At 35.2% G+C, this 8,778-nt stretch carries 5 protein-coding genes; all 5 read left to right on the top strand.

Going from position 1 to position 8,778, the window contains the following annotated elements:
• Window positions 1–278: 278 nt before the first annotated feature.
• Window positions 279–425 (top strand): hypothetical protein, encoded by a 147-nt coding sequence (locus tag U9P79_09635; GenBank protein MEA2104883.1) that lies wholly within the window; start codon window positions 279–281, stop codon window positions 423–425.
• A gap of 37 nt (window positions 426–462) precedes the next feature.
• Window positions 463–1,794: an NADP-specific glutamate dehydrogenase gene (gene gdhA, locus U9P79_09630; GenBank protein ID MEA2104882.1), complete on the top strand. Its 1,332-nt coding sequence runs from the start codon at window positions 463–465 to the stop codon at window positions 1,792–1,794.
• Between the two features lie 234 nt (window positions 1,795–2,028).
• Window positions 2,029–3,312 (top strand): Glu/Leu/Phe/Val dehydrogenase, encoded by a 1,284-nt coding sequence (locus tag U9P79_09625; protein ID MEA2104881.1) that lies wholly within the window; start codon window positions 2,029–2,031, stop codon window positions 3,310–3,312.
• A gap of 332 nt (window positions 3,313–3,644) precedes the next feature.
• Window positions 3,645–5,375: a PEP/pyruvate-binding domain-containing protein gene (locus tag U9P79_09620; protein MEA2104880.1), complete on the top strand. Its 1,731-nt coding sequence runs from the start codon at window positions 3,645–3,647 to the stop codon at window positions 5,373–5,375.
• Window positions 5,372–8,569, top strand: a complete 3,198-nt coding sequence (locus U9P79_09615; GenBank protein ID MEA2104879.1) for a PEP/pyruvate-binding domain-containing protein — start codon at window positions 5,372–5,374, stop codon at window positions 8,567–8,569. The genes U9P79_09620 and U9P79_09615 overlap by 4 nt, the downstream gene beginning before the upstream one ends.
• The last annotated feature ends 209 nt before the right edge of the window (window positions 8,570–8,778 follow it).

Raw genomic sequence — 8,778 nt, 5'->3', positions numbered from 1 at the left:
GAGAATCGCTTAGTTTGGGATTGGGAACGAAATTTACTCCGTAGGATATTCATTATCCATCGTGATGCGACTGAATAGCCACGAGATTTATCTCGTGGACAAGAAACCCAAAACTAATCCGGGGTTTTAAGCCCCAGAAATAAACCAAGATATGAGATTGATCTAAATAGAGTCTGTCCGTAAAGTACTATTTTTCGACCTCACCCCGACCCTTCCGCCAGCTGGCGGATAGAGGGAGACAAAAGTTCCCCTTCTCTTTGAAGAGAAGGGGTTAGGGGATGAGTTGTAAAAAGGATGAAGAATATATTTTACTTGATATGCTACTTTACGGACAGACTCAAAAAATTAAACCGTTCAAATTTTTTAAAAATAAAACACAAAATTTGACAGATATTTGCGGGAAAAATTCTTTAACTGCCAATTAATGTATCAATCAAATAAAAAATAAGGAGTATATTAATTATGAGTATGCAAGAATTCATGGCAAAAGTTGAAGCCAAGAACAAAGGCGAAAAGGAATTTCTACAGGCTGTTGAAGAAGTTGTAGGTTCTCTTTGGCCTATTTATGAATCAACCCCACGCTATGTGGAAGCCAAAATCATGGAGAGAATTGTAGAGCCGGAACGCGTCATCATGTTCCGCGTTCCATGGGTAGATGATAGTGGTGCAATTCAAGTAAACAGAGGTTTTCGAGTGGAATTTAACAGTGCAATCGGACCTTACAAAGGTGGTTTGCGTTTCCATCCAAGTGTAAATCTTGGCATTCTTAAATTTCTCGGGTTCGAACAAGTTTTCAAAAACAGCCTTACTACTCTCCCGATGGGTGGAGGAAAAGGTGGTTCTGATTTTGATCCTAAAGGAAAATCAGATATCGAAGTGATGCACTTTTGCCAATCTTTTATGACAGAACTTAGCCGTCATATCGGACCAAATACTGACATTCCAGCAGGAGATATTGGCGTGGGTGGTAGAGAGATCGGTTTTATGTTCGGTCAATACAAAAGAATTCGCAACGAATTTACCGGAGTTCTAACCGGCAAAGCACGTAATTGGGGCGGAAGCCGTATCAGGCCCGAAGCTACAGGTTACGGTGCGGTTTATTTCGCTGAAGAAATGCTAAAAACCAAAAATGACAATTTTGAGGGAAAAACCGTTGCTCTATCCGGTTCGGGAAATGTGGCTCAATATGCAACCCAAAAAATTAACCAACTTGGCGGCAAAGTCGTTACCCTATCAGATTCCAGCGGCTATATTTATGATCCCGATGGCATTTCCGGTGAAAAATGGGATTATATTATGAATCTCAAAAACATCAAACGGGGTAGAATCAAAGAATATGCAGAAAAATATGATTGCTCTTATCACGAAGGTCAACGTCCTTGGGCAGAAAAAGTTGATATCGCTCTTCCCTGTGCCACCCAAAATGAACTCAATGAAGCTGAAGCAAAAACTCTTGTTGAAAATGGTTGTATCTGTGTTTCCGAAGGTGCAAATATGCCCACCACACCAGAAGGTGTTGAGGTATTCATCAATAACAAAATTCTCTATGGACCAGGCAAAGCAGCCAATGCCGGTGGCGTAGCTACTTCCGGTCTGGAAATGTCTCAGAATAGTCTCCGTTTAAGTTGGTCACGTGAAGAAGTTGATGAAAAACTTCATAATATCATGATTAGTATTCACGAACAGTGTGTTGCCGAAGGTAAAGAAGGCGACTTTGTTAATTATGTGAACGGTGCTAATATTGCCGGTTTCAAAAAAGTTGCAGACTCTATGCTTGATCAAGGTGCTGTCTAATATATAGAAAATCCTTACAACAAAAAACTTTCAGTAAATTTGAAATCTTTTTTCTTCAAATTCATCCTAAATGTACGTATTCACATTCACACGCAAAGATTATATTGCTTTCGGTTCAAGTCTGTTCACGTTCCCAATCATCCGATTGGGAACGTGTTCGCATACCAATACATTTATAATTAAGACAAAGCAAAAAAAATTTTCTATTAAAAACAAACTAAGAAAAGGAGAAAAATGAGCAAATCATTTGATGCATTCGAAATGGCTCAAAAGCAATTTGACGATATTGCTGAGATCCTAAATTTGGATGTTGCAGCAAAAGAACTGTTAAGAAATCCATTGAGGGAATACCATTTTAGTATTCCTGTTAAAATGGATGACGGGTCTTCTAAAGTATTTAGAGGATTTAGAGTCCAACACAATGATGCAAGAGGACCTGCAAAAGGTGGTATCAGATTCCATCCGCAAGAAACGATAAACACGGTGCGTGCTTTATCAATGTGGATGACCTGGAAATGTGCTGTTGTAGATATTCCACTTGGTGGAAGCAAAGGTGGAGTTATTTGTGACCCTCACAACTTAAGTGACAGAGAACAGGAGCAGATTTGCAGAGGTTGGGTAAGACAAATTGCTAACGATATCGGACCTTTACGTGACGTGCCTGCACCTGATGTAATGACAAATGCCCAACACATGCTTTGGATGCTTGATGAATATGAAACAATTCACGGAGCCAAATATCCTGGCATGATTACCGGAAAACCGGTTGGAATGGGTGGATCACTCGGCAGAACCGAAGCGACAGGTTATGGTGTTATTTTCACACTAAGAGAAGCGTTAAAGGAAATGAATATTAAACCTGAAGATACGGTGGCAGCTTTTCAAGGCTTTGGAAACGTATCTCAATATGCGATACAACTCTACACCCAATTGGGTGGAAAAACAATATGTGTTTCATGCTGGGATCAAGAAGACAATACTTCTTATTCTTTCAAAAAAACAGAAGGTATCAATCTGGACGAGTTATTATCAATCACAGATAAATTTGGTGGTATTGATAAAACCAAAGCAAAAGAAATCGGATATGAAGTCCTACCCGGAGATAAATGGATCGAACAGGACGTAGATATTCTCATACCTGCTGCTTTGGAAAATCAAATCACAAAGGATAATGTCGAAAAGATAAGTCCAAAAGTGAAAATAATTGCTGAAGGTGCAAATGGTCCCACAACTCCTGAAGCTGATAAGATTATTCGGGAAAAAGGAATTCTAATGATTCCTGATTTTCTGGCTAATGCCGGCGGAGTTACTTGCAGCTATTTTGAACAAGTCCAATGCAATATGAATTACTTCTGGGAAAAAGATGAAGTATTGGGAAAATTGGATATCAAAATGACTTCGGCATATCTTGATGTCTCAAAACTTGCCAGAGAAAAAAATCTCTATATGCGAGACGCAGCTTACATAATCTCTATAAACAAAGTTGTGCAGGCTTCCAAAGATCGCGGTTGGATCTAAATATAATTAAAAAATACTTAGCAGGGGACAATTTGTTCCCTGCTTTTTTTTAAATTCTTGTCCAGCCGTAAAGGAAAATCTTGAGTTAAGTTCCGTTTTTTTGAAATTGACTTAAGATTTTCCAACTCAAATATAACGCTAATTAATTTAATAGATAATTTTTTTAATTCGTCACGGAATCAGGCTTCGTTACACTATGCCCAGACAGGTTGGTCCGTGACTTCTCGAAAAGGCTACTTTACGGACAGATACTAATTAATCGACTCATTCTCGGATAAAAAATCCCCAAAAATAATCAATGATAATTTTAATAAAAATCGTAGGTTACTGAATTGAAAAAGATAAAAATACAATTTGACAGAAATCAGATGTATAATAATAGCAGTTTTAACTTCATCGGAAAAGACGAACCGGGTGGCAAAGCCGGAAGTCTTATTTTGATGAAAAACTCAATAGATGCTGCTTTTAAAGATAATAAATTCAATAACATGATTGTTGACATTCCAAATATGACTGTTTTGTTATCGGATATTTTTGACATTTTTATGCAAGAAAACAACCTTTATCAAATTGCCTTGTCCGATCAATTAGATGACACAATTGCAAACGCATTTCAAAAAGCAAGTTTACCAGCCTTTATTGATGGTGATCTGTATAGTCTGATTTCAAAAACTCACAAACCTCTTGCCATCAGATCATCAAGTCTTTTTGAGGATAAAATGTTTGAACCCCTTGCCGGTATCTTCGAAACAAAAATGATTCCCAATAATCAATTTGATACAAAAACACGATTTCAAAAATTGACCGAAGCTATAAAATTTGTGTATGCATCCACTTTTTTTAGTAATGCAAAAAATTATTTTTTGGCAATTAAAAAAGATATTAGACAAGAAAAAATGGCTGTTGTAATTCAGGAAATCGTCGGTGAAAATTACCACGACAGATTTTACCCTACTATTTCCGGAGTAGCTAGATCTTATAATTTTTATCCTACCGGCAGATCAAAACCTGAAGACGGTGTAATCAGTCTTGCCTTAGGTTTGGGAAAATCAATTGTAGATGGAGGCAAAGTTTGGAGCTATTCACCAAATGCCCCGGCTTCGCCCCCACCTTATAATTCCATAAGCGATATTCTTAAAATGACTCAAACCGAATTCTGGGCTATTAATATGGGCAAACAAGAAAAATATGACCCGATCAAGGAAACAGAATATCTCGATAAATTCGATTTACAAGATGCCGAAGAAGATAAAACGATAAAAAATATTTGTTCCTCGTTTGATACTCGATCAGAGCGATTTTATAGCGGATTTTCAGGAGATGGACCTCGAATTATTAATTTTGCTCCGTTTTTGGTTTCAAAGATTTTTCTGCTTAATGATTTGATAAAAAAGATTTTGCAACTCTGCGAAGAAAAATTCAAAACTCAAGTTGAAATCGAATTTGCCGTTGTCTATGATCCGGAAAACAATAAACCTGCCAGATTCGGATTTTTACAAGTCAGACCGATGGTCGTTTCAAATAAAACCGTGGAAGTACAAATAGATGAATATCGTAAAGAGGAAATATTTATATTTTCCGATAATACTTTGGGAAATGGTATTATTAAAACACTCAGAGACGTTGTATTTGTCAAACCGGAAGATTTTCAAGCAAAATATACTCGGGAAATTGCAATGGAACTGGAAAAAATTAATTCCACCCTTGTAGCCAAAAATACAAATTATCTTTTAATTGGATTTGGCAGATGGGGAACCTCCGATTTTTGGCTGGGCATTCCGGTTGTATGGAATCAGATTTCGGGTGCAAAAGTTATTGTCGAATCAAGTTTACCGGATATGAATCCCGATAAAAGCCAAGGTTCTCATTTTTTCCATAACCTTACGAGCTTTGGTATTTTTTATTTTTCGTGTAGAGATACCCAAGAAATTGCTATTGATTGGAATTGGATTTCGGAACAGCAATGTGTAAATGAAACTAAATTTGTAAAGCATGTAAAATTAAAATCTCCTCTTCGGATAATAACAGACGGAAGGAAGGGAAAAGGAGTGATATTAAAATGAATGATAAAGAAAAAACTTTAAACACAAATAATGATGAAATCGTTAGGATCATTGGTGAAAGAGAAAAGGAATTAAATTGTCTTTATATGGTAGAAGAATCATTACAAGATTTTGATAAAGATATTGAAATAGTCTTCAAGGAATTTTTAGATATTTTACCTTTAGGCTTTCAATTCGTAGATGCGTGCGAAGCAAAAATTAGTTATAATAATAAAATCTACGCTCGAAAATGTTTCATTCAGACCCCATGGGTTACAAGTGAGGACATCACGATAAATAAAAATGTTCTTGGTAAATTACAAGTATTCTATACAAAAAAGGTTAATGAAAAAAGTGATAAATTTTTAATGCAAGAAAAAAAATTATTAAAAACAATTTCACAAAGATTAAGCCAATTCATTTTTCATAAAAAAATGAAAAAAGATATCGAAAGTCAGCAAAAAGCAAAAGATGATTTAATCTCAAGCAAAAGAGAAGAATGGAGAGTAGTAGTTGACCTGCTAAAAGCAACTGATCTTAATTTGTATTTCAAAATTTCACGGAAAATGTTGAATTATCTTTCCTGGACAGGTTCCAAAAAAGCAAAAAATCTGTTAGAGTCTTCCAGTTCTAAAACAGAAAATAAAATTGATAATCCCAGCACATATTATAATGAAAATATTCCTCTTCAAAAACAAAATTCCAATTTGATGTTAACAATATGCAATAAAACCTTTAAAATTGCTTCGGATTATATTAGCGATGATAAAATATTAGAAATTCTTCAAAAGTGGATCAAGGAAAACAAAATTAGTTTTCTGATTAAAACACTTGAGGATGTTAATACTACTATAAGTGAAATTATTGATGCAATTACACAATTTCTTCACATGGAAAGAAACAATCTTGACTTTACAGAATGTGCAAAAATGAACACATCCGCGATGATCATAAATAGATTTTTTTCGGATCAACTCAGTTTTATTAATGTGGCAAAAAAATTCGTTAATATTGAAGATTTTTTTTATATTCTCAAACATTCTATTTTCCCAAACAATAGCAGGGGTAAATTCGGTGGGAAAAGTGCAGGGATTTATCTTGCAAATTCCATCATAAAAGAGATGGGAAAGGTTGATGAAAATTTACAAAAGCAAATCAAATTCCCCAAAACTTGGTATATTACTTCTGATACATTAATCCATTTCTTGCATTATAACAATCTTGAAGAAGTTGTTGAGCAAAAATACAAAAAAATTGATCAAATCCGAGAAGAATATCCGAATATAATTCAAGTTTTTAAAAGTTCCTATTTTCCCCCTGAAATTACAAAAGGTCTTTCTGCTGCCTTGGATGATTTCGATAAAAAACCGATCATTGTAAGAAGTTCCAGTTTGTTGGAAGACAGATTTGGTTCTGCTTTTTCAGGAAAATATAAAAGCCTATTTCTGGCAAATCAAGGAAATCGAGAAGAAAGATTAGAGGCATTAATGGACGCTATTGCAGAAGTTTATGCATCAACCTTTGGCCCGGACCCGATTGGATATCGAAAAGAAAGGGAACTGCTTGATTTTCATGAAGAAATGGCAATAATCATTATGGAAGTCGTCGGTAAAAAAGTTGGAAAATATTTTTTTCCGGCATTTGCCGGAGTCGGTTTTACAAACAATGAATTTAGTTGGTCGCAACGAATTAAAAGAGATGACGGACTATTACGAATTGTTCCCGGACTGGGAACACGCGCAGTAGATAGATTGAGCAATGACTTTCCGGTTCTCATCGCCCCTGGGCAACCTAACATCAGAATAAACATCACCGCAGATGAAGTATTCAGGTATTCTCCGAAAAAGATTGATGTGATCAATTTGGAAACAAATTCCTTTGAAACGATTGATATTGAAACCTTATTAAAAAATTACGGAAACGAATATCCGATGATTGATAAATTGGTATCAGTTGTTCAAGACAATCGAATAATCAGCAAATCAAAATTTAATCTCGATTTTCAGAACGATGATATCGTTTTTACATTTAATGATTTGGTTAAAAGAACAGATTTTATCAAGAAAACGAAAATTATTCTGGATAATTTGCAGGCGACTATTCACACCCCAATTGACATTGAATTCGCAAATGATGGTGAAAATTTCTATCTATTACAATGCCGTCCACAAGGATTTGCCGGTGATCATTTGCCATCATCCATACCAAAAGATATTCCTGAAAATAATATCATTTTTACTGCCAACAAATATATATCAAATGGAGCAATTCCAAACATTTCCCATATTGTTTATGTGAATGCTGATGAATATGGAAAATTGTCATCGCATGAAGAGTTGAAAAATGTAGGAAAAGCAATTGGAAAGCTAAATACCGTTCTACCAAAACGAAAATTTATTTTGATGGGACCAGGCAGATGGGGCAGCAGAGGTGATATTAAACTCGGTGTGAGCGTTACTTATTCAGATATAAACAATACTGCTGTCTTAATTGAAATAGCAAGAGAGAAGGGAAATTATATTCCCGACCTTTCCTTCGGGACTCATTTTTTTCAGGATCTTGTTGAAGCCTCAATACGATATATTCCATTATATCCCGATGATAATTCAATTATTTTTAATCAATCATTTTTAAATCGATCAAAAAATATTCTCCCTGACCTTGTTCCTGAATTTTCAAAATTACAAGATGTCATCACTGTGATTGATGTGCAAGAAGTAAGCAAAGGAAAAATTTTAAAGATATTAATGAATGCTGATCTTAATGAAAGCATTGCTTATCTTTCAACTGGATTCAAAAACATGGAAACCTCAAGCCAAACAGAATCGGCCATTGCACCTCATACGGAAAATCACTGGATGTGGAGATTGAGAATGTCCGAACACATTGCTCAAAATATTGATTCAAAATATTATGGCGTTGAATCTATGTACGTTTTTGGTAGCACGAAAAACGCAAATGCAGGACCAGCGAGCGATATTGACTTATTAGTTCACTTTAAGGGAGATGAAAAGCAAAAATTAGAGCTTAAATCTTGGTTTGACGGATGGGGTTTATGCCTTGCAGAAATCAATTACCTTAAAACCGGTTACAAAACCGATGGGCTTCTTGATGTTCATTATATTACGGATGAGGATATTAAAAATAAAAATAGTTTTGCCATCAAAATCAACGCTATTACTGATGCTGCCCGTCCTTTGAAAATGGGTAAATGAGTTCGGAGTTAAATATGAACGATGTACTTTGGAGTAAAATATCCGTGATATTTTTCTTATTTTTGGAGTAAAATATCCGTGATATTTTTCTTATTTTTGGAGTAAAATACCCGTGATATTTTTCTTATTTTTGGAGTAAAATATCCGTGATATTTTTCTTATTTTTGGAGTAAAATACCCGTGATATTTTTCTTATTTTTGGAGTAAAA

The sequence above is a fragment of the Candidatus Cloacimonadota bacterium genome, assembly GCA_034661015.1.
GTDB lineage: Bacteria > Cloacimonadota > Cloacimonadia > JGIOTU-2 > JGIOTU-2 > JAYEKN01.
Note: the sequence above shows the minus strand (reverse complement) of the source record. Positions and strands in the feature narration are given on the sequence as shown.